This window comes from Streptosporangium sp. NBC_01469, from assembly GCF_036227305.1.
GTDB lineage: Bacteria > Actinomycetota > Actinomycetes > Streptosporangiales > Streptosporangiaceae > Streptosporangium.
In genome coordinates this window covers 7,346,039-7,367,767 of sequence record NZ_CP109465.1, presented here as the reverse complement: position 1 = coordinate 7,367,767, position 21,729 = coordinate 7,346,039, and the positions used below count along the sequence as shown (strand labels likewise).

Annotated in this window: 22 protein-coding genes; 13 read left to right on the top strand and 9 right to left on the bottom strand. The window is 72.2% G+C overall.

The window, feature by feature from the left end:
• Positions 1–44: 44 nt before the first annotated feature.
• Genes OG587_RS32520 through OG587_RS32510 form a run of 3 tightly spaced genes read left to right on the top strand, consistent with a single transcriptional unit; the run spans position 45 to position 3,747 of the window.
• A complete protein-coding gene (locus OG587_RS32520) occupies positions 45–2,558 on the top strand; it encodes a molybdopterin-dependent oxidoreductase (protein WP_329082080.1) in 2,514 nt (837 codons plus the stop codon).
• Positions 2,555–2,827 carry a hypothetical protein gene (locus OG587_RS32515; protein WP_329082078.1) on the top strand — a complete coding sequence of 91 codons (273 nt, stop codon included), beginning with the start codon at positions 2,555–2,557 and terminating at the stop codon, positions 2,825–2,827. The genes OG587_RS32520 and OG587_RS32515 overlap by 4 nt, the downstream gene beginning before the upstream one ends.
• Positions 2,824–3,747, top strand: coding sequence for an FAD binding domain-containing protein (locus OG587_RS32510; protein ID WP_329082076.1), 924 nt, complete (start codon positions 2,824–2,826; stop codon positions 3,745–3,747). The genes OG587_RS32515 and OG587_RS32510 overlap by 4 nt, the downstream gene beginning before the upstream one ends.
• Before the next feature lie 73 nt (positions 3,748–3,820).
• On the opposite strand, the gene OG587_RS32505 is transcribed toward OG587_RS32510, so the two are convergent.
• Complete coding sequence (locus tag OG587_RS32505) at positions 3,821–4,243, bottom strand: nitroreductase/quinone reductase family protein (protein ID WP_329082074.1); 423 nt, start codon at positions 4,241–4,243, stop codon at positions 3,821–3,823.
• On the bottom strand, positions 4,243–4,878 hold the full coding sequence (locus OG587_RS32500; RefSeq protein WP_329082073.1) for an NAD(P)-dependent oxidoreductase: 636 nt from the start codon (positions 4,876–4,878) through the stop codon (positions 4,243–4,245). The genes OG587_RS32505 and OG587_RS32500 overlap by 1 nt, the downstream gene beginning before the upstream one ends.
• A 191-nt stretch (positions 4,879–5,069) precedes the next feature.
• Here OG587_RS32500 and OG587_RS32495 point away from each other — a divergent pair, with 191 nt between their 5' ends.
• The 3 genes from OG587_RS32495 to OG587_RS32485 all read left to right on the top strand — a co-directional run bounded on the left by OG587_RS32495 (position 5,070) and on the right by OG587_RS32485 (position 7,015).
• A complete protein-coding gene (locus OG587_RS32495) occupies positions 5,070–5,456 on the top strand; it encodes a winged helix-turn-helix transcriptional regulator (RefSeq protein ID WP_329082071.1) in 387 nt (128 codons plus the stop codon).
• A gap of 246 nt (positions 5,457–5,702) precedes the next feature.
• Positions 5,703–6,095 (top strand): PadR family transcriptional regulator, encoded by a 393-nt coding sequence (locus tag OG587_RS32490; RefSeq protein ID WP_329082069.1) that lies wholly within the window; start codon positions 5,703–5,705, stop codon positions 6,093–6,095.
• On the top strand, positions 6,092–7,015 hold the full coding sequence (locus OG587_RS32485; RefSeq protein ID WP_329082067.1) for a hypothetical protein: 924 nt from the start codon (positions 6,092–6,094) through the stop codon (positions 7,013–7,015). The genes OG587_RS32490 and OG587_RS32485 overlap by 4 nt, the downstream gene beginning before the upstream one ends.
• A 139-nt stretch (positions 7,016–7,154) precedes the next feature.
• Here the strand turns inward: OG587_RS32485 and OG587_RS32480 are convergent, their stop codons facing one another.
• Both OG587_RS32480 and OG587_RS32475 read right to left on the bottom strand, forming a co-directional pair.
• Entirely contained in the window at positions 7,155–7,826 is a 672-nt protein-coding gene (locus tag OG587_RS32480; RefSeq protein WP_329082066.1) for a response regulator transcription factor, read from the bottom strand.
• Positions 7,823–9,169, bottom strand: a complete 1,347-nt coding sequence (locus OG587_RS32475) for a sensor histidine kinase (RefSeq protein ID WP_329082064.1) — start codon at positions 9,167–9,169, stop codon at positions 7,823–7,825. Before OG587_RS32475 ends, OG587_RS32480 begins: the two co-directional genes overlap by 4 nt.
• A 168-nt stretch (positions 9,170–9,337) precedes the next feature.
• On the opposite strand from OG587_RS32475, the gene OG587_RS32470 reads away from it, so the two are divergent.
• Entirely contained in the window at positions 9,338–10,243 is a 906-nt protein-coding gene (locus OG587_RS32470; protein ID WP_329082061.1) for an ABC transporter ATP-binding protein, read from the top strand.
• Positions 10,240–11,076, top strand: coding sequence for an ABC transporter permease (locus OG587_RS32465; protein ID WP_329082060.1), 837 nt, complete (start codon positions 10,240–10,242; stop codon positions 11,074–11,076). The genes OG587_RS32470 and OG587_RS32465 overlap by 4 nt, the downstream gene beginning before the upstream one ends.
• A gap of 122 nt (positions 11,077–11,198) precedes the next feature.
• Here OG587_RS32465 and OG587_RS32460 read toward each other — a convergent pair whose 3' ends face one another.
• Positions 11,199–11,672 carry a low molecular weight protein-tyrosine-phosphatase gene (locus OG587_RS32460; protein WP_329082058.1) on the bottom strand — a complete coding sequence of 158 codons (474 nt, stop codon included), beginning with the start codon at positions 11,670–11,672 and terminating at the stop codon, positions 11,199–11,201.
• 307 nt (positions 11,673–11,979) lie between these two features.
• Here OG587_RS32460 and OG587_RS32455 point away from each other — a divergent pair, with 307 nt between their 5' ends.
• On the top strand, positions 11,980–13,062 hold the full coding sequence (locus OG587_RS32455) for a hypothetical protein (protein ID WP_329082056.1): 1,083 nt from the start codon (positions 11,980–11,982) through the stop codon (positions 13,060–13,062).
• On the opposite strand, the gene OG587_RS32450 is transcribed toward OG587_RS32455, so the two are convergent.
• A complete protein-coding gene (locus OG587_RS32450) occupies positions 13,056–13,802 on the bottom strand; it encodes a hypothetical protein (protein WP_329082054.1) in 747 nt (248 codons plus the stop codon). The two genes, OG587_RS32455 and OG587_RS32450, sit on opposite strands and share 7 nt — an antisense overlap.
• A gap of 375 nt (positions 13,803–14,177) precedes the next feature.
• Between OG587_RS32450 and OG587_RS32445 the strand changes: the two genes are divergently transcribed.
• The 3 genes from OG587_RS32445 to OG587_RS32435 all read left to right on the top strand — a co-directional run bounded on the left by OG587_RS32445 (position 14,178) and on the right by OG587_RS32435 (position 17,551).
• Positions 14,178–15,800 (top strand): condensation domain-containing protein, encoded by a 1,623-nt coding sequence (locus OG587_RS32445; RefSeq protein ID WP_329082052.1) that lies wholly within the window; start codon positions 14,178–14,180, stop codon positions 15,798–15,800.
• Between the two features lie 282 nt (positions 15,801–16,082).
• Positions 16,083–16,604 (top strand): SigE family RNA polymerase sigma factor, encoded by a 522-nt coding sequence (locus tag OG587_RS32440; RefSeq protein WP_329082050.1) that lies wholly within the window; start codon positions 16,083–16,085, stop codon positions 16,602–16,604.
• A gap of 23 nt (positions 16,605–16,627) precedes the next feature.
• On the top strand, positions 16,628–17,551 hold the full coding sequence (locus tag OG587_RS32435) for a hypothetical protein (protein WP_329082048.1): 924 nt from the start codon (positions 16,628–16,630) through the stop codon (positions 17,549–17,551).
• 181 nt (positions 17,552–17,732) lie between these two features.
• On the opposite strand, the gene OG587_RS32430 is transcribed toward OG587_RS32435, so the two are convergent.
• Both OG587_RS32430 and OG587_RS32425 read right to left on the bottom strand, forming a co-directional pair.
• Positions 17,733–18,635, bottom strand: a complete 903-nt coding sequence (locus tag OG587_RS32430) for a serine hydrolase (protein ID WP_329094084.1) — start codon at positions 18,633–18,635, stop codon at positions 17,733–17,735.
• Positions 18,617–19,525: a LysR family transcriptional regulator gene (locus tag OG587_RS32425; RefSeq protein ID WP_329082045.1), complete on the bottom strand. Its 909-nt coding sequence runs from the start codon at positions 19,523–19,525 to the stop codon at positions 18,617–18,619. The genes OG587_RS32430 and OG587_RS32425 overlap by 19 nt, the downstream gene beginning before the upstream one ends.
• Positions 19,526–19,804: 279 nt before the next feature.
• On the opposite strand from OG587_RS32425, the gene OG587_RS32420 reads away from it, so the two are divergent.
• Positions 19,805–20,617, top strand: a complete 813-nt coding sequence (locus OG587_RS32420) for an aminoglycoside 3'-phosphotransferase (protein WP_329082044.1) — start codon at positions 19,805–19,807, stop codon at positions 20,615–20,617.
• 148 nt (positions 20,618–20,765) lie between these two features.
• On the opposite strand, the gene OG587_RS32415 is transcribed toward OG587_RS32420, so the two are convergent.
• Positions 20,766–21,665 (bottom strand): alpha/beta hydrolase, encoded by a 900-nt coding sequence (locus OG587_RS32415; protein WP_329082042.1) that lies wholly within the window; start codon positions 21,663–21,665, stop codon positions 20,766–20,768.
• Positions 21,666–21,729 lie beyond the last annotated feature (64 nt).

The window sequence follows — 21,729 nt, the reverse complement described above, 5'->3', positions numbered from 1 at the left end:
GTTGACACTGTCAACGTGATGTTGACGACGTCAACTGGAGAGCTATGAAGATCACGGTGAACGGGCTGCCCGCCACGGTGGACGCCGGACCTGACGACGCCGCCGTGGACGTCCTGCGTGACGAACTCGGCCTTACCGGCGCCAAGGCCGCCTGCCGTACCGGCGTCTGCGGCGCGTGCACGGTCATGGTGGACGGCGTGCCCCAGGCGAGCTGCCTGCTGCCCTCCGCCGCCCTGGAGGACCGCGAGATCACCACCGCGGAGGGTCTCGACCACCCCGTCCAGCGGGCGCTCGCGGTCCACGACGGCCTGCAGTGCGGCTACTGCACACCCGGGTTCGCGGTCGAGGGCGCGGCCTTCGTCGACGCCTGGCGCGCCGAGCACGGCGACGTCGCGCCGCCGCGCGAGCGGATCGCCGCCGCCCTCGCCGGTCACCTGTGCAGGTGCGGCGCGTACGAAGGGATCCACGCCGCGATCGCCGCCGCCTGCCGGGGGGAGCACGACGGCGCCGAGGGGACGCCCGCCCGGGTGGAGGCGATGGACAAGGTCGCCGGCCGCGCCCGCTACACGACCGACGTGCGCCTCGAAGGCCAGTTGGAAGGGGTGATCATCCGTTCCGCGAGGGCGCACGCCCGCGTCACCTCGGTCAGGGTGGACGCCGCCCACGTGGTCGACCTGCTGCCGCCCGACCGTACCGTCCGCTACGCGGGCCAGCCCGTCGCCGCCGTCGCAGCGCCCACCCGCCGCGAGGCGCTGGCGATCGCGGAGGCCGCGGAGATCGGCTACGACTCGATGCCCGCCGCGCTCGACGACGCGCCGGACGCCCCGCCCGTCTACGACGAGGCCGCCAGGAAGCACGTTCCCAGCTCCAGCGAGGGGGTGGAGCTGCCCGGCGGCTGGGACGGCAACGTGCGCGGCCCCTTCACCAGGGCGAGCTGGCGCGGGCGCACCGCCGTCAAGCGGATCGAGGCCGCCAGGCGCGACGCCGGCCCTCACCTGGTGACCGGCACGTTCACCACCGCCGTACAGGTCCACACCCCGCTGGAGCCGCACGCCTGCGTCGCCCGCTGGGACGACGAGGGCGACCTGCACCTGCACCTGTCCACCCAGACCGTGGGCCTCGCCGCCGAACAGGCCGCCAAGCGGTGGAACCTGCCCGCCGGGCGGGTGCACGTCGTCACCGACCACGTCGGCGGCGGCTTCGGGGCCAAGAGCGGCATCGGCACCGAGTCGATCGTCGCCGTCGAGCTCGCGCGGGCCTGCGGCGCGCCGGTGCGCGTGGTGTTCAGCCGCGCCGAGGAGCTCACCGACGCGGGCAACCGCCCCGGCACCCGCACCACGATCGAACTGCTCACCGACGACCGGGGCGACCTCGCCGCCCTCACCATGGACGTCCACGGGCGCGGCGGCGTGGCCATCGGGTCGGCCGTCGCGGTGATGGCCCGCCTCATGTACGGCACCGCGCCCCGGCGGCTCCGCGACTACGACGTGGTCACCAACGAGCCGCCGGGCGCCCCGTTCCGCGGGCCGGGGGCGCCCCCCATGCTCTGGGCGCTGGAGCAGGCCGTGGACGAGGCCGCCCACCGCCGGGGCGAGGACCCGATCGCGCTGCGCCGCCGCTGGGACGGCAACCGCAAACGGCACGCCCTCTACGACCTGGCCATGACCTTGCCCGAGTGGACGGCCAGGCCGCGGACCGGCTCCCAGACGGGCCGCTTCCGCCGGGGCGTCGGGGTGGCCGCCGCCAACTGGCCCTACATGCTCGACCCCGCCACGGAGGTGGAGCTGCGCGTCGAGGGCGACGTGGTCGTAGCCGGTACCACGACCCAGGACATCGGGACCGGCATCCGCACCGTCATCACCGGCGTCGTGTGCGAGGAACTCGGGCTGCCCGCCGAGCGGGTCCGCGTCGAGATCGGCAGGACGGGCGCCGTGCACGGGCCGCCCTCGATCGGCAGCCGCACCACCGCCTCGGTAGCCCCCGCCGCGCGCGACGCCGCGCGGCGCCTGCGGAAGCTGGGCGTGACCGACGGAGCCAGGGTCGTGGGCGGGCGCCGCCGCGACCGGCACGGCTACGTCACCCCGTTCCCGGTGGGCGGCATGGCGATCGGCCGCGGGTTCAGCGGTTCCGTCCACGTCACCGAGGTCGAGGTCGACACCCGTCTGGGCGTCGTCAGGCCGCTCCGGGTGTGGGCAGGGATCGCGGTGGGCCACATCTACGCCGAGCGGCTGGCGCGCAGCCAGTGCGAGGGCGGCGTCGTGCAGGGCATCGGCTACGCCCTGTACGAGGAGCGCCTGGTCGACCCGGTGACGGGAACCGTGCTGACCGCGAACCTCGACGACTACCGCATCCCGGGCATCGGCGACACCCCCGAGATCACCGTGCACTTCCACCGCGACGGGTGGGACCACGTCACCGGCCACGGCGTCGGGGTCGGGGAGATCTCCACGGTCGGCGTGGCGGCCTCGGTGGGCAACGCCGTTCACAACGCCACCGGCTGGCGCCCCCACGACCTGCCCATCCGCCCCGACCGGCTCCTCGAGGGGATCACCCGTTGATCCTCTCTCCGCGGCCGCGGCCACAGTCGGACCTGGACCTGGACCTGGACCTGGACCTGGACCTGGACCTGGACCTGGACCTGGACCTGGACCTGGACCTGGACCTGGACCTGGACCTGGACCTGGAACGGGCGTTCAGGGCGCTCGTGAGGGGGCGCCCGATGGCCTTCTCCCCGAAGGCGTCCCCCGGCCCACTCGGAAGGGCTCGCCCGACGGACCTCTCCCCGGAGCGCGGCCCCTGGATCCCCACACTGGAAGGTGTTCGATGACCGTACTCACCGACCTCGGCGAGGCCGTGCGGCGCGGGGGCGAGTTCCGCGCCGGAGGCACCGACCTGATGGGCCGCCGCGCGGCGGGGCCGCACGTGGACCTGCGCGGCCTGCCCGACCTGTCCGGCGTCACCTGGCAGCCGGACGGCTCCGTCAGGATCGGCGCGCTGACCACGGTCGCGCGGCTGGCCCGCGACGCGCGCCTCGGCGCCGCCCACCCCTGCCTGGCGCTGACGGCGGCGGGCCTGGCCACGCCCCAGATCCGGGAGGTGGCCACCGTCGGGGGCAACCTGTTGCAGCGGAACCGCTGCGCGTACTTCCGCAACCCGGCCTTCTCCTGCCACCAGAACGGCGGCGACCACTGCCCGGCCCGCGCCGGGCTCGCCCCGAACGCCGCGATCCTCGACAGCGGCCCGTGCGTCGCGCCGCACCCGTCGTCGCTGGCGGTGGCCCTGCTCGCCTGCGACGCCTCCGCCGAGGCGCACGGCGGGGACCCGTTTCCCGTCGCCGACCTGTACGGAGACGGCTCGGACCCGTCCCGCGACCACCTGCTGCCCCCGGGGGAGATCCTCCTCTCCGTCCTCCTGCCGCCGCCCGTGCCGGGAGAGCGGGCCTCCTACCACCGGGCGATCGGCAGGTCCGAGGCCGAGTGGCCACTGGTGGAGGCGGCGGCGCGGCTCGTCGTCGACGACGGGAGGATCACCTTCGCCAGGGTGGCCGTGGGGGGCGTCGCCCGCGTCCCCGTACGCCTGTCCGAGGTGGAGGAGGCGCTCCTGGCGGGTGAGTCCCTCGACCGGGCGGCCGGGCTGGTCACCGCCCGGTGCGCTCCGGCGGCCCGTAACCACTACAAGGTCGCGCTGCTCGCCGGGACCGTCCTGGAGGTCCTGGAACGCGCGACCGGAACCGGCGAGACCCGCTGACCGGCCCGGCCGGCGCCCCCGCCGTGTCGCCCGGGTGCGGCGGGGGCACCGGTGGGACGGCTCGCCCGGGTCGTCACCCCGTACGCTCGACGATCACCAGGGGGATGTCCCGTTCGGTCGTCTGCCGATACCTCTGATAGGACGGCATGGTCGCGACCATGAGCCGCCACAGCCGGGGTTTCTCCGCGGCCGTGGCGGTCCGCGTGTTCACCGCGAACGTCTCCGCGCCGACCTGGACCATGGCGTCGGGGGTGTCGACCAGGTTGAGATACCAGGCGGGATGCCGGTCCGCCCCGGAGTTGGACGCGGCGAGGACGTAGCGGTCGCCGTCGCGCGCGTAGATCAGGGCGGTGCGGCGGAGTCTGCCCGACCTGCGGCCACGTGTCGTCAGCAGCAGGTCGTTCATGCCCGGTCTGGCCTGCCCGCCGGTCTCGACGAAACGACGGATGTGCCGGGCGACCCATTCGTTCGGGCTGTCGACGACCTCCTCCTCCATCAGCCCCCCTCGACGCCGAGGTGCGTGCGGTGGTGCTCGGGGGCGTCGATCTCGTCGAGCAGCGAGATCGCGAAGTCGGCGTAGGATATGCGGCTCTCCGCCTCGGCCGGGGCCGTGCGGTAGCGGCCGCTACGGGGGCCGCCGTGGTCGAAGTCACCGGCCGGGCTGACGACCAGCCAGTCGAGCGCGGTGGTGGCGGTGCGCAGCACGTCGTTTCCGGCCGCGTGCCCCAGGTAGAACGACCGGTACTCCTGCGGGTAGCCGGGCGTGTCCATGAGGAGCGTCCCCGACGCGGTCTCCAGAACCGACGCCAGGCCGACCACCAGCAGCCTGGCCACCTTGGCCCTCGTCAGCCCGTCGAGCAGGGCGCGGGCGGCGTCGACGAAGAAGACGTCCTGCGGCGCGCCGGCGTCGTAGACGGCGCTGATCGCGGCGTCGTGGCCCTCGGCGAGCCGCGCGATGCCGCTCGCGTCCGTGACGTCGCCGGCGACGATCGGCACACCGTCCGCCGCCAGGTCACCGTGCCTGGCCGGGTCACGCACGACCGCGGTGACCTGGTGACCACGCCGGAGGGCCTCGTGGACGGCCGCCCGGCCGGCCCTGCCACCCGCGCCGAAGACAATGATTTTGCTCATCCGAACACCTCGCGTCCAGGGCCGGACCTGATCGCCGACCGCTGCCGGGAGAGTAACCGGGCAGGTGGTTACCGCCGGGATACCCGGCCGCCGCGGAGCTCCCGCACCGCCACGGGCGCCTGCGCGCGACGGCCGGCGGTGGTCGACGGCGGGCGGTGGTCGACGGCGGGATACCCGGCTACCGTGGAGCGGTGACAGAGCCCCTCGATCCGGACATGTTCGACCCGGTCTGCCCGTCCGATCTCACGCCCATCCGTTTCGGTGACAAATGGGCAGGGATGATCATCCGCTGTCTCGAAGACGGCCCGCGGCGGTTCTCGGAGCTTCGGATTCCGCTGCGCGGCATCACCGCGAAGGTGCTCACCCAGTCGCTCCGGGCGCTCGCGCGCGACGGCCTGATCGCGCGTACCGTCCATCCCGCGCAGAGGGTCGAGTACGCGCTGACGCCGCTCGGCCGCAGCCTGCTCGAACCGATGGCCGCCGCGTGCGCCTGGACACAGGAACACTGGGACGAACTCATCGACGCGCGCGAAGCGTCCTCCGCCGCCCCGTCGTACGGGCTTGGCCGTACGGGCTAGTGGCCCGTCTCCGAACGTTGGCCGGGTAGTCGGCATCGGCATGTGAGGTCCGTCAGGCGGGGCCGGCCCTAGCCCGTATGCCCGGCGTGCGGTGCAGGCGCTGTCGACCGCCCTTGACGGCCCGCTGATGGCCCGGAGGTCACCCGGGCCCCACCTGGACGACCGCTTCCCTACCGGGGCCGTCTCGGCCAGATTTGCACCTCAGTCAATTGACCGGTATATATCGGCCACATGAAAATTAGATCGATGCAGGAACCAACGTTCCTGATCCTGACGGCCCTGGCGGCCGGACCCCAGCACGGTTACGGCATCATCGCGGACGTCCTGCAGATCTCCGATGAACAGGTACGGCTCCGCGCCGGCACGCTCTACGCCGCGCTCGACCGTCTGCAGGGAGAGGGACTGATCGAGACCGACCGCGAGGAGGTCGTCGACGGCCGCGCCCGGCGTTACTACCGTCTTACCTCCGCAGGTGGGACCCGGCTGTCGGTCGAGGCCGAGCGACTGCGCCGTAACGCCGAGACCGCCGCCTCGCGATTGCGTGGCGGGCCACGTCCGGCCCTCGGTGCCGGGCTGCGTGCCCTGAGTGCCTCCCGCGTCGGAGTGGTCCTCACCACCTCACCCGGGAGCGCCACGTGACCTCGCTGGAACAGCGTTACCGAAGGCTACTGACGTGGTATCCGAAGGAGCACCGCACCCTGCACGCGGAGGAGATGATCGCGGTTCTGCTCACAGGAGCGGCTCCCGGCCAGAACCGGCCGACCGCTCGCGATGCGTTCGACCTGGTACGCGGTGGCCTTTCGATCCGCCTCCACCGTGCCGTGGGGCCCGAGTCGCGCCGGCACTGGCGTGATGCCGTCAACCTCGCGGCACTCCTCGCGCCGATCCCGCTCCTTCTCAGCGAGGTCACCCGAGCCTCCGCATACGCCGGGGAGGCGCTGCGAGGGCACTCCGGCTCAGGAGTGGCGCTTCATACACTCGTCTTCGCCCTGCCGTACGGATTGATCGCGTTGCTGGCCTGGCTCAGGCGGGGAAGGGTCGCCGCTGCCTGCGCGTGGGGCTGGACGGTGCTGCACACCTGGCTCATCACCAGTTCTCCCGACCTCGGCCTGTCCCCTGTCTACGTGATGTCGTACGGGGGCGGGAAGTTCATCACGAGCGACCTCTGGTCGGCCTGGCCCGTCGTACTACCTGTCCTCCTGTGCGCCGCGATGCTGACTTTCGCACCATCACCAGGTCCCGCCTCATTGGGTACCGCGCGGCTCCTGGGCTGGATGGCCGCGGTGTTCGCCGCTTTTGTGGCAAGCACCCAGCTCCCTTCTTCATGGGGGAGTCACCTTCCCCTCCTCGTACTGGTGGCAGTGATGGTGGTGGCGCTGTACTTCCCCGTCGGCCGTAGGACCGTGGTCACCCTGCTTCCCCTGTTGGCTGTGCAATTTGGCTGGGTGTCGTGGGAATGGGATCCGTCGATGTTCGCCGCGCTTTCAGCGGCGGTGCTGGCGATCACGGCGTGGCTTGCGAGAACCGGAAATGCCACCTCAACGTCGGTCGGCGGCTGACGATGAGTGACCCACTTCACGAGCGAAGACAACCGCAACTCATAGATGACCTCACGCACGTAATCGTCACCGACCTGCATCAACGAGGTGATGTCGGGGACCGACCGGCCCTGGCCGGACGTCATCTCGTGACACGGCGCTACGGGCGGGACGGGCGGGCCGTGACCAGGCCCGTCTCGTAGGCGACGACGACCAGCTGGGCCCGGTCGCGGGCGCCGAGCTTGCCGAGCAGGCGGCCCACGTGCGTCTTCACGGTCGCCAGGCTCAGGGTCAGGTGATCGGCGATCTCCGTGTTGGACAGTCCCCTGGCGATGAGCGTCAGCACGTCGAGCTCCCGGCCGGTGATCCCGTCGAGCCCGCGGGCCACCGGGCGCGCCGGTTCGGGACGCCGGGAGAACTCGGCGATGAGCCTGCGCGTCACCGTCGGCGCGAGCAGCGCCTCACCGGAGGCCACCACCCGGATCGCGGCCAGCAGGTCGCCCGGCGGGGTGTCCTTGAGCAGGAAGCCGCTGGCCCCGGCCCGCAGCGCCGCGTAGACGTACTCGTCCAGGTCGAACGTGGTGAGCATGAGCACCCGCACGCCCGGGACGCCCTCCGGGCCGCAGATGCGGCGGGTCGCCTCGATGCCGTCCATCTCCGGCATCCGCACGTCCATGAGCACCACGTCCGGAGCCTCGCCGCGTGCCAGCTCCACCGCCTCGGTGCCCGTCCCGGCCTCGCCGACCGACACCAGGTCGGGCGCGGTGTCCACCAGCACCCGGAAACTCCCGCGCAGCAGCGCCTGGTCGTCCGCGACGAGCACCCGGATCACGGAACCTCCCCGTACGGCACGCGCGTCTCCCCGCCAGGTACGCCTGTCTTCTCGTGTGGCGGGCGGGCCTCACCGTCAGGCACGTGTGCCTTCTCGTACGGCACGCGCGTCTCCCCGTGCGAAGCGGCCGTGCGCGTCTCCCCGTGTGGCGCGGCCGTCTCCTCGTCGGGCACGTGCTTCCCGTTCGGCGCGCGTGCCTCCTCGTACGGTATGCGGGCCGAGATCCCGAACCCGCCCTCCGGGCGGCGCCCGGCCGTGAAGCTCCCGCCGTACATGACCACCCTCTCGCGCATCCCGATCAGCCCGTGCCCCGGCCCGCCGGGCAGCACCCGTTCGCCGGGTCCGTCGTCGGTGACCTCGACCCCGACCTCGCCCCCGGACGCCTGGACCGAGACCCGGCACCGGGCGGGGGCGGCGTGCCTGACGACGTTGGTCAGCGCCTCCTGGACGATCCGGTAGACCGACAACTCCAGCCCCTCGGGCAGGCCGGTCGCCCGGACGTCCAGCTCGACGCGTACCCCGGCCATCGACGCCCGCTCCGCGAGGCCGGTGAGACCCGCGAGGCCGGGGGAGGGGGCGAGGTCGGGGTCGAGATCGGAGCGGAGCACCCCGAGCAGCTGGCGCATCTCGGCCAGGGCGCCCCTGCTCGTGGTCTCGATGACGCGCAGCGCGTCCGTGGCCTCCTCGGGCCGCACGGCGGCGACATGGTTGGCGATACCCGCCTTGACCGCGATCAGGCTCATGCTGTGCGCCACCACGTCGTGCAGCTCGCGGGCGATCCGCAGCCGCTCCTCGGCCACCGCCCGGCCCGCGAGCTGCTCGGCCGCCCGCGCCGTGTAGGCCCGCCGCTCGCGCACGGCGCGGCCCGTGACCCAGGCGCCGCCCATGAACGCCACCCCCACCAGCAGCGGCCCGACGACGCCGGGCGCCGGGGCGGGGGTGCCCATCGCCGACAGCAGCAGGACGGCCACCGCGCCGCAGACGCCGATCGCGATCGTGGGCTCCCTTCGGGGCCGGGGCCGGGTGAGCGCCACCATGTAGATCGCGAAGGCCGCCGCCGCGAACCTGTCGTGCACCGTGCCGAGGAGGGCGACGGACACCAGCGACATCGCGAAGACGGCGCAGAAGACGGTGAGCGGCCACAGCCGCCGTACCGCGAGCGGCAGGGTGATCCCGGCCAGGACCAGCAACTCCCCCCACGCGGGCACCGCCGGGTTCAGGCGCCCGGCTCCGAACAGCAGCAGCGTGGCCGCGTACCCCGCCGCCCCCAGGGCGTCGAGGCGGACGAGCCGGCCGCGGCTCCAGTGCCGCGGGAAGAGCGAGTCGTCCATGGTGAGGTCCACCGTGAAACCGTATCCGCCGGGGACGCGTGCCCGCCTCCTCCCGTGGGACGTCATCCCCGGGGCCGACCCTCCCGCGCCGAGGCCGCCGGCGTCGGGCCCGGGGATGACCGCGAAGTGCCCGCCGTGGTCCGACGCGCCCGGGTCCCGCCTCGCGAGAACCTCGACGGCATGATCGAAGTCAGGGAGTTGACCAAACGCTACGGCGCGACCGTCGCGGTGGACGGTTTGTCGTTCCAGGTGAAGCCGGGTCTGGTCACCGGTTTCCTCGGTTCCAACGGCGCCGGGAAATCGACCACGATGCGGGTGCTGCTCGGGCTGGACGCCCCCACCTCCGGTCAGGGGCTCGTCAACGGGCGCCGCTACGCCACGATGCGGCACCCGATGCGCGAGGTCGGCGCGCTGCTCGACGCGAACGCGGTGCACGGCGGGCGCAGCGCCTACAACCACCTGCGCTGGCTGGCGCGAAGCAACGGGATCGGGCTGTCGCGGGTGGCCGGCGTCCTGGAACAGGTGGGCCTGGCGGGGGTGGCCCGCAGGCGGGCCGGTGACTTCTCGCTCGGCATGCTGCAGCGGCTGGGGATCGCGGCGGCGCTGCTCGGCGACCCGGGCGTGCTGATGTTCGACGAGCCGGTCAACGGGCTCGACCCGGAGGGCGTGCGGTGGATCCGCCACCTGATGCGCTCGCTGGCCGCCGAGGGGCGTACCGTGCTGCTCTCCAGCCACCTGATGAGCGAGATGGAGCTCACCGCCGACCGCCTCGTGATCATCGGGCGTGGCCGGCTGCTCGCCGAGACCACGGTCGGCGAGCTGGCCGCCCGCCACGACCGGGGTGTGCTGGTGCGCTCTCCGCGCGCCGCCGAGCTCACCGGCGTGCTGGAGGCCGCCGGCGCGACGGTCGGGACGGAGCCGGGCGGCGGACTGGTCGTCAGGGGACTGGGCGTCGCGGAGATCGGGGACCTCGCCGCGGGCGGCGGCCTCGCCGTGCACGAGGTCACCCCGCGCAGCGCCTCGCTGGAGGAGGCGTACCTGGAGCTGACCGGCGACAGCGTCGAGTACCGGGCGGGCGGGCGATGACCGCTTTTCCTCGGCGCGAGGTGACGGGAAGCCGGCTGGTGGCCGACGTGCTGGCCGCCGAGTGGCTGAAGTTGCGCACGGTCCGCTCCACCTGGTACGTCCTGGCCGTCGTCGCGGCCTTCGTCGTTCTCATGGCCGTGTTCACCCTCTACGTGGGCGGCCTCTGGGACGGGTTGCCTCCCGAAGGGCGGGCCACCCTGCGCGCCGCGCGGCCCGAGCAGATCCTGCTGCTGCCGGTACAGATCTGCATGGCCGTGCTCGGGGTCCTCGCGTTCACCTCCGAGTACGCCACCGGCATGGCCCGCACCGGCTTCGTCGCGGTGCCGCAGCGGGGAGTGGTGCTGGCGGCCAGGGCGGCGGTCGTGGCCGCCGTCGCGTTCGCGGTAGGGCAGGGGAGCGGGCTCGTGGCATTCGTCGCCGGCCGGTTGATCATCGGTGACCGCCCGATCCCGGGCTTCGCCGCGCCGCTGTCGGAGCAGTTTCCCGGGATGTTCGCCGGCGGGATGTCGGTGGTGGTGCTCGCCATGGTCGGGCTCGGCGCGGGCGCCGTCCTGCGCTCCACCGCCGGTGCGATCACCGGCGTCGTCGCGTACCTGTACATCCTCCCGAGGTTCGCGACCGCGCTGCCCGACCCGTGGAACGCCAGGGTCGGCTCGGTACTGCTGGAGGACCTGACCAGGCAGGCCGCGGGCGAGCCGCCCCTGGCGGTCGGGCTCGGCGACGCGACCGCCGGGATCGGGCTGTCACCGGCGGCGGCGCTGGCGGTGATGGCCCTGTACGTCGCCGTCGCCCTCGGCGCGGCGGCGTTCGCGCTCGCCCGGAGGGACGTGTGACCCGGGCTCCGGGGGTCAGTTGGTGATCTACTTTGTAAAGGCGAGGGGCGGGTGAAATCCCCTCACGAAAAAAGAGGGAAACCCCGCCGGTCACGGAGGCGGGCGCGGATCCGGCGGGGATCTCACCTCAGGGTGGCCGCCAGGTGCTTGGCCAGTCCCTCGGAGGCGGCCTCGACCATCTCCAGTACCTCGGCGAAGCCCTCACGCTCGCCGTAGTAGGGGTCGGGCACCTCGGCGCCCTCGGGGGCGGCCGGGTCGAAGGAGCGGAACAGGCGCACGTCCGCGCCGTCGGGGGCGAGGCCGCGCAGGGCGCCGAGGTTGTGGGCGTCCATGGCCAGCACCAGGTCGACCCGGTCGTACCAGTCGCTCAGGAACTGCCGTGCCCGGTGCTCAGAGCCGTCATAGCCGTGCTCGGAGAGCATCTCGGCGGCCCGCGCGTCCATCGGGCCGCCCTGGTGCCAGCCGCCGGTGCCCGCGCTGTCGACCGTGACGAGATCACCGAGACCGTGATCGTCCAGGGTCTTCCTCAGCACGACCTCGGCCATGGGGGAGCGGCAGATGTTCCCCATGCACACCACGCATATGCGATAACTCATGCCTACCAGGATGCCGCCTGCCCGAGGTACGCCGGCCGGGCGGGGTGATCGGGGAGGGATTGCCATAGAACTCGCCGAAAATCGGGCGGATAGTGCGTCGCGAACGCTGAGAGGGGCCTGACATGTAGGAGCAGCCTCTGACTCTGGCGCGGCGTTGACTACGGCCGTATCCGGAAGGCGAGCAGGTGGCCGGCCGCTGCATGCGGTACCCGAAGTGGCTGAGGGAGTCCTCAGCGTCCCTCAGCGAAATCAAAGGTGCGGTGGAGCAGGCTTCCAAGGTCTTCTTCTCCAGCCCGCGGAGGTCCGTATGAGGCGATGTTTCGACGACCACACGGTCGCGTCATCGACCAGATGGTGGCAGCGGTGGGCGTCGTGGGCGGGGCGCACCGCGAGCGGAGCGGCCGCCGTGTACGGCTGCGTGCTGCTGGTGGCCGCACTCATGGGGTATCGCTCGTTCCTCGGTGTCACGGACCTCGGCCTGCCCGACGTCACGTGGCCGGGCGCGGCCGTGCTGCTCATCGGATCCGTGGTCGCGGCCGCCACCGTACGCCCGTGGGGCGCACGAGTGCCGCCCCGTGCCGTGTCGGCCGGCGCGTGGGGCGTGGCGGCGCTGGCCCTGGCGGGGAGCTGCTGGGTGTTGCTCAACCTGATCCAGCTGGTCCTGACCGGTGCCGTCACCGACCGCCACGGCGACAGCGCCTGGGTGACCTTCGCCGAGCGGTTATGCCTGACCGTCGTCGGAGCCCTGTTCGTGGCCACCGCGCTGGCGCATGCCCGCCGTACCGCCGGCGTCTGCCCCCGGTGCGGCCGGGCGCATCCGCCGCAGGTATCGGGTCGGCGGCATCCCATGCCGCACGCGGCGCCCTCCGCGGTGCGATGGATCGCCTACGCCGGATGTTGCGCGTGGCTTCCCTACCTCATTCTGCACATCCTCGGCGCGGCCGGTGTCCCCGGAATCGAGCCCAACGGATTCCGGCCGACCTGGTCCATGGTGTTGGCGGGGGTCTGCGGCATCGCGCTCGCCGTGTTCCTGCTGCTGGGACTTGTCCGGCCGTGGGGCATGGTCTTTCCTCGCTGGACGCTGTGGCTGGCGGGTCGGCGGGTGCCCCGGTTCCTGCCGCTGACACCGGTTTGGGCGCTCGCACCGACCCTCGCCCTGTACGGCACCGGAAGCGGAATCCTGGCGGGCGCCGGGATCCTGGGCGACGACCTGTTCGGCATCGGCGGAGCGGCGTCGCTGGCGTTCGGCGGATACGGCTGGGCGCTGGCCATCGCCGCCGTCTCCTACCAGCGCCGGACTCGGCCCCTATGCGTAACGGGGCGGCAGGAGCTGCTCGCATGGCCGCGGTGTGACTCGCCCCTGAGGCCGATCGGCGAGCCACATCAGTAGGAGTAACCGCTTGCGGCCTGAGCCGCGCTGCAGGCGCGTTCGGCGGGTAGCGCGGGAGGCGCCCATGGACGCCATGGACTCCATACCTGCACGATGTCCAGCCACACCTGGGCGAATAGACAGTCCCCGTCCGGCGCTCGCAGGGCGATGCCGATCTTGCCGTCGTACGCGGCGACGTCCTGGCGGATTCGCGGATCCAGATGCAGACCCCGGACGGCGCGTCGGGCCGCGTCAAGGTCGAGGGCCGTGGACAGGTGCTTCTTCAACCACGCATGGGTCTGAGCCGGCAACCTGGCCGGTGGCCGGAAACTGCGCCGAGGGGTGCTCTTGGGACAGTCGATCTCGGTGATGTTCACCCTCCAGTCTTCTTTCCGCGCCTTGATGTGATTCGCCCGCGCGGGCTTGACCACCTCCAGGTCGAAGCAGACGAACACCACCGCAGCAGGAGAGGGAGTATCTGCCGGGCCGATGGGAGGTTGTGGCGTGCGGTCCTTCCCGCGGACCCTGATCCGGACGCGTCCCGGATCGTCGTGCCCGTCGCCGGAGACGTCCAAGACCGTGAGGTACTCCTCCTCCCGCGAGAGGTGGTAGCCGACGTCTTCGGCGATCCACGGGTCGTAGCCCTTCAGCTGGTCGGCGATCCGGTCGGCATGCTCTCGTGCGTCCCGCACGGCAGGGGCGGTGGCGCAACCGGTGAGGGTCAGCAACGAGGCCAGAACGAGGGGCGTGAGTCGGCGCATGTATCCCTTCGACACCGAGCGGGGCAGACCTGTTCGCGCCGGGCACACACCGCCGCGATTTCGTGATCACGCCGCGCGCCAGGGACGACGGAGTTCCGTACCTGGCTGTTCTTGGCTCTGCGGCCGTTCTGGCAGGGGAAGGACTCGTGAGCACCGCCGAGCAGCATCTGGTTTCTGCGCCGCGGCGGCCCGGCCGCTACCCATCCTGGACACCAGGAGGCCGAGCGATCCTTCTTCTGTCGCATTTGCTAGCGCGCCGAGCGCAGGGTGCGAGTCGTCTCGGCATGCAGGACCGGAATTCGACAGACCCCCCGCGTGGGTCCGGCTGCCGAAACACCTGTTGACACCGTGGTTCGGGAAGATCAGCCTTGTGGCGTGAATTCTGACGGCGCGGCCTTTCCGCGGACTGATCCTGAGGAGTCCCATGCCGAGATCGACGATCCGGCCCCGGTGTCGCGGGTGCGCCCGCCGGTCGGGCCGGGAGTGACGGTGGACGAGATATCGCGGCGTACGGTCGTCGTGGAGTTCGCCGGTGCCCGGGGTGGGGAGGCTCCGCTCACCTGGGGGCAGTCGTCGATCTGGCGGCTGACCACCTGGCGGGGCGACGATGATCCCTATTTCAACATGCCCTGGGTGTTGCCGGTGTATGGGCGGCGTGATCTTGGTGTGGTGTTGGGGGCGGTGCGGCGGTTGGTGGAGCGGCATGAGACGTTGCGGACGAATTTTCGGCGGGGTGGTGGGGGGATGGTGCAGTGTGTGGCGCGGGTGGGGCGGTTGGTGGTTGAGGTGGTGGAGGTCGCGGAGGGTGGTGGTGTTGGGCCGATGGGGGTGGCGCGGGAGGTGGCGGTGGGGTTGGCGGCGCGGGTGTTCGATTATGCGGGTGAGGTGCCGGTGCGGTGTGCGGTGGTGATGGTGGGGGGTCGGCCTCGGGCGGTGGCGTTTGGGTTGTCGCATTTGGCGGTTGATGGGGGTGCGCTGGATCTGCTGGCGGCCGATTGGCGTGGTCTGCTGGCGGGGGTTGAGGGGCCTGATCCGGTGTGGCAGCCGATGGATCAGGCGATTTTCGAGCGGGAGGGGGCGGGGGTGGAGCGGGGGGAGCGGGCGTTTCGGCATTGGCGGGCGGTGTTGGAGGGGGTGCCGCGTTCGATGTTCGATTATCCGCCCGGCCTGGGGGAGGTGCCGCGTTTCATTCGGGTGCGGATGGAGTCGGTCGCTCTTGGGGTGGCGGCGGAGGTGTTGGCGGCGCGGTGGCGGGTGAGTTCGGCCAGTGTGCTGACGACGGCGAGTGCGGTGTTGTTGTCGGTGTTGACGGGGCATCGGCGGGTGGTGATGCAGTTGATCGCGGCGAATCGGCATGATCCGCGGATCGGTGTGCTGGTGGGTCCGGCGGCGCAGGACGGGATCTTCGCGTTGGAGTTGCCTGAGGGGACTTTGTCCGAGGCAACCCGGTTGGGGCATCGGCAGGCACTGACCGCCTATCGCCACGCGCTCTACGAACCACTGAGGCTGATGGCGATGCGCGAGGAGCTTGGCCGCGAACGGGGTGGGCCCATCGACCTGTCGGCCTACTTCAACGACACGCGGGGCGGCGGCGACTGGCCTGACCTGCCCGCGGTGGAGCCGCCGGGAGACCCCGCGGCGATCGCCGCGCTCACCGAACGGACCACGTTCTCCCCGGCGGGTTCCTGGGAGCACGTGGACGCCACCACGGTCCAGTTCATCACCGGCCAGGCCAGGCACACCTGCGAGCTCCACCTGCTGGCCGACACCGCCTACCTGCCCCGGGCCACGGTTCACGCGCTGTTGCGCGGGATGGAGACCCTGCTGGTGCGGGCCGTCGCCGAGGACGTCCCCCTCGACACCGTCGCCGCGCTGTGCGGCATCACCCCGGTCGAGCGTCCTCCCGGTTGGGAACGTTCCCGGCAGGGCTCGGCCGGGGAAACGGCGCAGGCGCCGGACGCGTCCGGGCCCGTCGTGGCCGGGACGGCCGGCGGGTGAACCGAGGGCCCTTCCTAGCCTGAGGGGCCGAGACGTCACTGCCCCGGTGGGATCCGCCGGGGCGGTTTCGCGTTGCCGGGAGACCGTGCGGTTCTCGGCGGAAGCAGGGGCTCCTCTCGTCTGCGAATCGGCGGTGCCGCGGTGCCGGAACTCGCCGGGCCGCCTGTTCGGGGCGATTGTCGTGCGCGGCGGAAATTTCCGGATACTTCCTACTCTTCCGGTCAACCCGGGCCGGGGCTCAGGGAGTGTCAGGGGTGGTTTTCACCGACGAGAGGAGACCGGGTGGACGCGGATTTCGTGGACTTCGTGCGGCACCGGGGAGATCACCATCTGAGAACGGCGGTCCTGCTCACCGGGGACTGGCACACGGCCGAGGATCTGGTGCAGTCCTGCCTCGGCAAGTTGTATCGGGTGTGGCATCGACTGGACACCAGCAGCGAGCCGGACGCCTACCTGCGCCGCATCCTGGTCAACACCTATCGATCCTGGTGGCGTGCCCGGTGGCGCCGGGAGATCCCGCGCGCCGATCTGCCCGATCTGCCCGCTCCAGGGGACGCGGGGGAGGCTCGGGCGGTGGCCGAGGACATCCGGAACGCGCTGGCGCGGCTGCCGGTCAGGCAGCGGACGGCTCTGGTGCTGCGCTTCTTCGTGGACCTGCCGGAAACGGAGGTAGCCGACCTGATGGGCTGCTCGGCGGGGACGGTCAAAACCCATACGCACCGCGGCCTGCGGGCGATGCGCCGGATGATCTCGCCGGACACGGTGGTCAACCGAACCGAGGCGGAGGGGAGTGGGATCCGGTGAGACACCAACACGAGGAGCCGTTCATGAACGAGAGAGAACTTCGCGCACTGCTCGTCAGGGCCACCGAGGATCAGCCGGCGGGCATCGACCTCATGCCGGCGATGCCGGCGATACCGGCGGCACCGGCGGCGCCGAAGCGCGGGCCGGCCCGGGTCCTGGTCCCGATCGCCTCGCTGGGCGTCGCGGCCGCGGTGGGGGTGGTCGTGCTGGTCCTGCCCGCGAGCCAGCCCTCGGCGCAGGCCCAGGTGGCCGCCGCGGCCGAGAACACCAGCCGGGAGAGCTACCGGATCCACAGCACCAGCGGTGCCAAGACCTTCGACGGTGCCTTCGACCCCGCCCAGCGCGTGGGCGTCATCACGAGGGCCGGGGACGGGGCCGAGACCCGGTTCGTCGGCGACCTGATGTACGTCCGGCAGCGGCGCGAGGCGAAGTGGATGGTCTCTCCGCGCGTTGAGGCGGAGCTGAAGAGCGCTCCGGAAGCCATCGCCCTGGTCAAGCTCGCCCCGCTGGATCCTCAGGCGGCCCTGCGGCGACTCCGTTCGGCCACCGACGTCCGTGAGAACGGCTCCGCCTCCGGCCAGGGCTGGACCGGCCAGAGGTTCACGTTCTCGCTGGAGGACGCGGGCGGGTCCGGCTTCAAGGGGGGCGCGGACAAGCCGGTGGAGGTGACGGGAGCGGTGAATGTGGACGACCAGGGACGGGTCCGGCGTCTGGAGGTCGTCTTCAGCGACACCGGCCAGCGAAACGTCCTGGACTTCGGCGGCTTCGGCACCCCGGTGACGGTCACGGCCCCGCCCGCCGACCAGGTTGAGCAGCTGCCAGCCGGCAAGCCGAACCAGAAGCCGACCGGCAAACCGGACCAGGAGGCAACCGGCGGGCCGGACCGGGAACCAACCGGCGAGCCGAGCTGGAAGCCGGTCGACGAGCCGATCGTCAAGAACCCCTGACCGGCGATCCGGCACCCGTCGACCGTGTACCCGGGCCGGGGCGGTAGCCACTCCGGTCCCGGTACACGTGGTCCGGCGGGTGCCGGTGCCCCCTAAGCGGTTCCGCGCCCTCCCCACCCGTTGATCGTCACGTCAAAACCTCTTGGGCAAGTGGTGGGGGGCAAAGGACGGAGAGGGCCGGTCACATGTGGCGCAGCCGATCGCGGAGGGTACGCGCGACCTGTGCCATGAGCGCCTCGGCTCCGGGCTGGCTGATGGCCGGCACGCGGGACTCGGTGAGTACGGCGACACCGAAGACCTGGCCGTCGGCGTGCTCGACGACGCCGACCTCGTGGCGGAGGTTGAGAAGCGTCCCGGTCTTGGAGGACCACTTCGACGCGTCGGAGCTGAAATCAGGCGCCAGCCGATGCCGCAGGATGTTGTCGGCCATGAGGGCGCGTACGCGCTCGGCGACGCCCGGGTCGATCGCGGACGGCGTCCACAGTGCCCGCAGAAGGTCGACGAACGCTCGCGCGGATCCCGAGTTCGCGCGCGTCACGTCGAGCTGCGGGATCCGATGTCCCCGCCCGGCCGTCCCCGCCTCGATGGCGAGGAAGTAGGCGAGGTGGGCGTCGGCCAGGTCGAGGCGTTCCGCCGGGGTCTCGACGAGTTCCTGGATGGTGTGGCGGACCGTGACGCCTCGCAGCCCCAGCCCGTGCAGCAGCGCCGCGACCTCGGCGGGCGGGGTGAGGGCGAACAGCGCGTCCGCCGCGGTGCCGTCGCTCACGGCGGTACTGAGGTAGAGCAGGTCGTCGACGGCGATCCTGGCCGGGTGCCGGAACCTGCTCAGCCCGGTCGGCCCCGGAGTGGTGATCCCGCCCGGTCGCACGAGGATCTGCGCGGAGCCGTCGAGCTCACCCCTCCGGATGCGTTCGAGCGTCGCGATGGCGAGCGGAACCTTGACGAGCGAGGCGATCGGGAACTCAAGGTCCGGCTCGATGCCGATCTCGTCACCGGAGTGCAGGTCCCGGACCAGGAACGATCCGCGCAGCCCGGCGTCGTCGAGCGTCCGCCGGAGCTCGCGGATCAGGCTCTCGACCTTGATGGTGCCCCTCCCTCCCGCTCGCGCGCGCCGAGGCAGCGGGCGATCGCGTGCCACAGCCGGGTCCGGATGCGCTCCGCGTCGTCCCCGGCGGTGGCCGACACCTCGAAGCCGCGGACGAGCTGGATCTCGCCGGTCGGGCGCCAGTGCAGCCCCAGCTCCTCGGCCTGCCCGGCCGAGCACAGGAGGAGATCCGCCGAACCGAGGACCTCCGCCGTGGCGGCGGTGAGCGTGGCCGAGACGCCGACCTGCGAGGGCTGGAGCCCGACGGCGTCCCGGATCCGGAACATCCGGTCGCGGATGTGGGGGACGTCGTCCTCGGGCTGGATCCAGATCCGGCTCCTTCGCGACGACTGCGCGGCACGGCCGGCCCGGAGGGTCTCGACGTAGACGGTCGCCACGGGGAGATCCGCGGCGCCGGCGAGGCCGAGCCGTACGGACCAGGTCGCGTCACCGGGCGGTACGGCCGTGAGGGCGGCGCGGACCTCGCGAGAGCGGACGAGCTCCGCCCGCTCGGACGGTGCGGCGGCATGGAAGTCGAGGTAGATGCCGTTCCCGCGGGCCTCCGCGTCGAGGCGCGCGAGGTCGCGAACGGCGCAGATATGGGGAACGGCGAGGCGAAGAGGGCTGAGTCTGGCCCGTTCCGCCTCGTGCTCCATGTCGTCGGCCAAGCGGACGAGACGCCTCGCCGACGGAAGCATGTCGCGGCCGAACCGCGTGAGAATCGCCCCGCGCGACGACCGGTCGAACAACCGCTCCCCGAGGTGGCTCTCCAGGGCGGCGATCCGGCGGCTGGCGACCGACTGCGGCACGCGGGTGGCCGCCGCGCCCTCCGTGAAGCTCCCTCGCTCGCTCACGTTGACGAACGCTCTCCAGGCTCCGAGGACGTCCACGAGGCAAGTCTATGTCGTTTCAGTATGGAACCGGCTCCTTCCGGCTTTGGCGGCATCGAACCCGTGCGATCAACCGTGCGGCGGCCCGCCGTGGCCACCGGGGTTGCCGGCCGCCCGGGAAACCGCCTCGGCGAGAGGCCGCCCTGCCTCGCGGGCGGGGGTGAGAGCTCGTGCGTGCCGTGGCGTCACCCCGCCCCCCCGTCCAGGGCGGGGCCGGCGGATCCTCCGGCCGGAAAACCGTTTGTCACCGGCGCCGCTTCCCGCGAGGATCAGGTCCTTATGAGCCGCCCCATCATCTCTGAGATCCCGATCGGCCCCGTCACCGTCCCCGGCGTCGTCACGGCGCTCGCCGCCGGCGACACCGTCACCCCGGTGTGGCGCAACGAGCTCGGCGGCCTGACGTTCCGCCTCGAAGACGGGCGCGGCGGCACCAGATACGTCAAGTGGGTCGCCACCGGCACCCCGGAGATAGACCTCCCGGGGGAGGCGGAGCGCATGGACTGGGCGCAGCGATGGGTGACCGTCCCGCGGGTCCTCGAGCACGGTACGGACGCCGACGGCGCGTGGCTGGTCACGGCGGAGGTCCCCGGCCTCTCGGCGGTGGATCCTCGGTGGAGCGCCGCCCCGGCGACCGTGGCGGCCGCGATCGGCCGAGGGCTGCGCCTGTTCCACGACGCCCTGCCCGTGGAGGAGTGCCCGTACGACTGGAGTGTCGAGCGGCGGCTCGTGCGTGCCGACGAACGCATCGCCGACGGCGAGGGACCGGCCGACTGGTTCCCCGAGCACCGGCACCTGGGGCTCGCGGAGGCTCGGGCGCGCATCGGCGAGCCACCCGCCGTCGACCGCCTCGTCGTCTGCCACGGGGACGTGTGCGTCCCCAACACCCTGCTGCACGATGACGGCACGTTCGCCGCGCACGTCGACCTGGGCTCGCTCGGGGTGGCCGACCGGTGGGCGGACCTCGCGGTCGCGGCGTGGAGCATGGATAAGGACTACGGCCCCGGCTACGACGGCGTCCTGTACGACGCGTACGGGATCGCCCCGGACCCGGAGCGCCTCGACTACTACCGCCTGCTCTGGGACCTGGCGTGACCGGTCGTCTCCCGCCGGGCCCGGGTCCGGCCTCGCCGCCCGTCCCGCGGGAAGCCGTGAACAATCCGTAAACGGGTTCCGCCACGCTGAGGGCACAGCGAAAGAGCGGGCGGAGGAGGGGACGGGCCGTGAACGTGACGCGGTGCGTCTAACGGACGGAGCAGATCGCGGATCCGATCACCGCCGTCACCGCGTCCGGATGCGACACCAGGGTCAGGTGGGAGCCGCCGGGGAACTCGGTGACCTTCGAGCGCGCCCGGCGGGCCATGAACCGTTCCGAGGACGGGGTGATGATCCGGTCGCCGGTGCTGATGAAGTACCAGGAGGGGATCGTCCTCCACGCCGCGGCCTTCGACGGCGTCGTGAACGCGCTGGTCGAGGCGGGCCGCTGGGAGGCCCACAGGCGCGTGGCGGTGTCCCCGGGCAGGTCCGAGGCGAACGAGCGGAGGAAGACGTCCCGTTTGAGGTACAGGTCCGTCGCCCCACGGGGCGCCCCCGGATAGGACACCGTGTCGTAGAGGGAGGCGGGATCCCCCGAGAGGGCGGAGTCGTGGCCGCTGAGCCCGCCGGTGGTCTCCCCGATGTCGGGCGCCGCCGCGTCGACGTACACCAGGGCCTTGACGTTCGGAACGCCCGCGGCGGCGTTCGTGATCACCGAGCCTCCGTAGGAGTGCCCGACGAGCACGATCGGGCCGGAAAGGGTTCTCAGGAAGTCGGTGACGGATTCGGCGTCGGTGGTGAGGCCGCGCAGCGGGTTGGCGATGGCCCGCACGACGTGGCCCGCTCGTTGCAGGGAGCTCACCTCGCCGTTCCAGCTGGAGGCGTCGGCCCAGGCGCCGTGCACCAGGACGATCGTGGGCTTGGCTCGGCCTGGTGACCGGCAGGGCGCCGGGTCGCCCGCGGGCGCCGGCGACGCGTGTGCCGCCGGGGCCGCCCCGGTCGCCTGGGCGCCGGTCGCCGGCGCCGCCACCGCGCAGGCGGCGATCGCGGTGAGTGCCACCGCGGGTGCGATCCCCCTGAGCCCTCGGCGGGTGCGTGCGGATTTCATCGTTCTCTCCCTTGATGTGACAGGTGATCTTCAGGTGCCGATGAGCGGTGCCCGGCGGCTCCGT